The sequence below is a fragment of the Lutimaribacter saemankumensis genome, from assembly GCF_900100005.1.
Lineage (GTDB): Bacteria > Pseudomonadota > Alphaproteobacteria > Rhodobacterales > Rhodobacteraceae > Lutimaribacter > Lutimaribacter saemankumensis.
In genome coordinates, this window is the sequence record NZ_FNEB01000046.1 from 1 (window position 1) to 1,176 (window position 1,176).

1 protein-coding gene is annotated in these 1,176 nt (G+C 63.3%); it reads left to right on the forward strand.

Features of this window, described 5'->3' with window-relative positions; translation table 11 throughout:
* On the forward strand, positions 1-1,176 hold a 1,176-nt coding region (gene tuf, locus BLT50_RS18880), incomplete at its 5' end, for an elongation factor Tu (RefSeq protein WP_090030853.1).

The window sequence follows — 1,176 nt, forward strand, 5'->3', positions numbered from 1 at the left end:
ATGGCAAAGGAAAAGTTTGAACGCAGCAAACCGCACGTGAACATCGGCACGATTGGTCACGTTGACCACGGCAAGACGACGCTGACGGCGGCGATCACGAAGTATTTCGGCGATTTCAAGGCGTATGACCAGATTGACGGCGCGCCGGAAGAGAAGGCCCGCGGGATCACGATCTCGACGGCGCACGTTGAATACGAGACGGACGCGCGCCACTACGCGCATGTGGACTGCCCCGGCCACGCCGACTACGTGAAGAACATGATCACGGGTGCGGCGCAGATGGACGGCGCGATCCTGGTTGTGAACGCGGCTGACGGCCCGATGCCGCAGACCCGCGAGCACATCCTGCTGGCGCGCCAGGTTGGCGTTCCGGCGCTGGTGGTGTTCCTGAACAAGGTCGACCAGGTGGACGACGAGGAACTGCTGGAGCTGGTGGAAATGGAAGTGCGCGAGCTGCTGAGCTCGTACGACTTCCCGGGCGACGACATTCCGATCGTTGCAGGCTCGGCGCTGGCGGCGATGGAAGGGCGTGACCCGGAAATCGGCGAAGAGAAGATCAAGGAGCTGATGGCGGCCGTGGACGAGTACATCCCGACGCCGGAGCGTGCGGTTGACCAGCCGTTCCTGATGCCGATCGAAGACGTGTTCTCGATCTCGGGCCGCGGCACGGTTGTGACCGGCCGTGTCGAGCGTGGCGTGATCAACGTTGGCGACGAGATCGAAATCGTCGGCATCAAGGACACGCAGAAGACGACCTGCACGGGTGTCGAGATGTTCCGCAAGCTGCTGGACCGCGGCGAAGCGGGCGACAACATCGGCGCGCTGCTGCGTGGTGTGGACCGTGACCAGGTTGAGCGTGGCCAGGTGCTGTGCAAGCCGGGTTCGGTGACGCCGCACACGAAGTTCGAAGCCGAAGCCTACATCCTGACGAAGGAAGAGGGTGGCCGTCACACGCCGTTCTTCGCGAACTACCGTCCGCAGTTCTACTTCCGCACGACGGACGTGACCGGGACGGTGACGCTGAAGGAAGGCACCGAGATGGTCATGCCGGGCGACAACGTGGCCTTCACCGTGGAACTGATCGCTCCGATCGCCATGGAAGACGGTCTGCGCTTCGCCATCCGCGAAGGCGGCCGCACCGTCGGCGCCGGCGTCGTCTCGAAAATCATCGAGTAA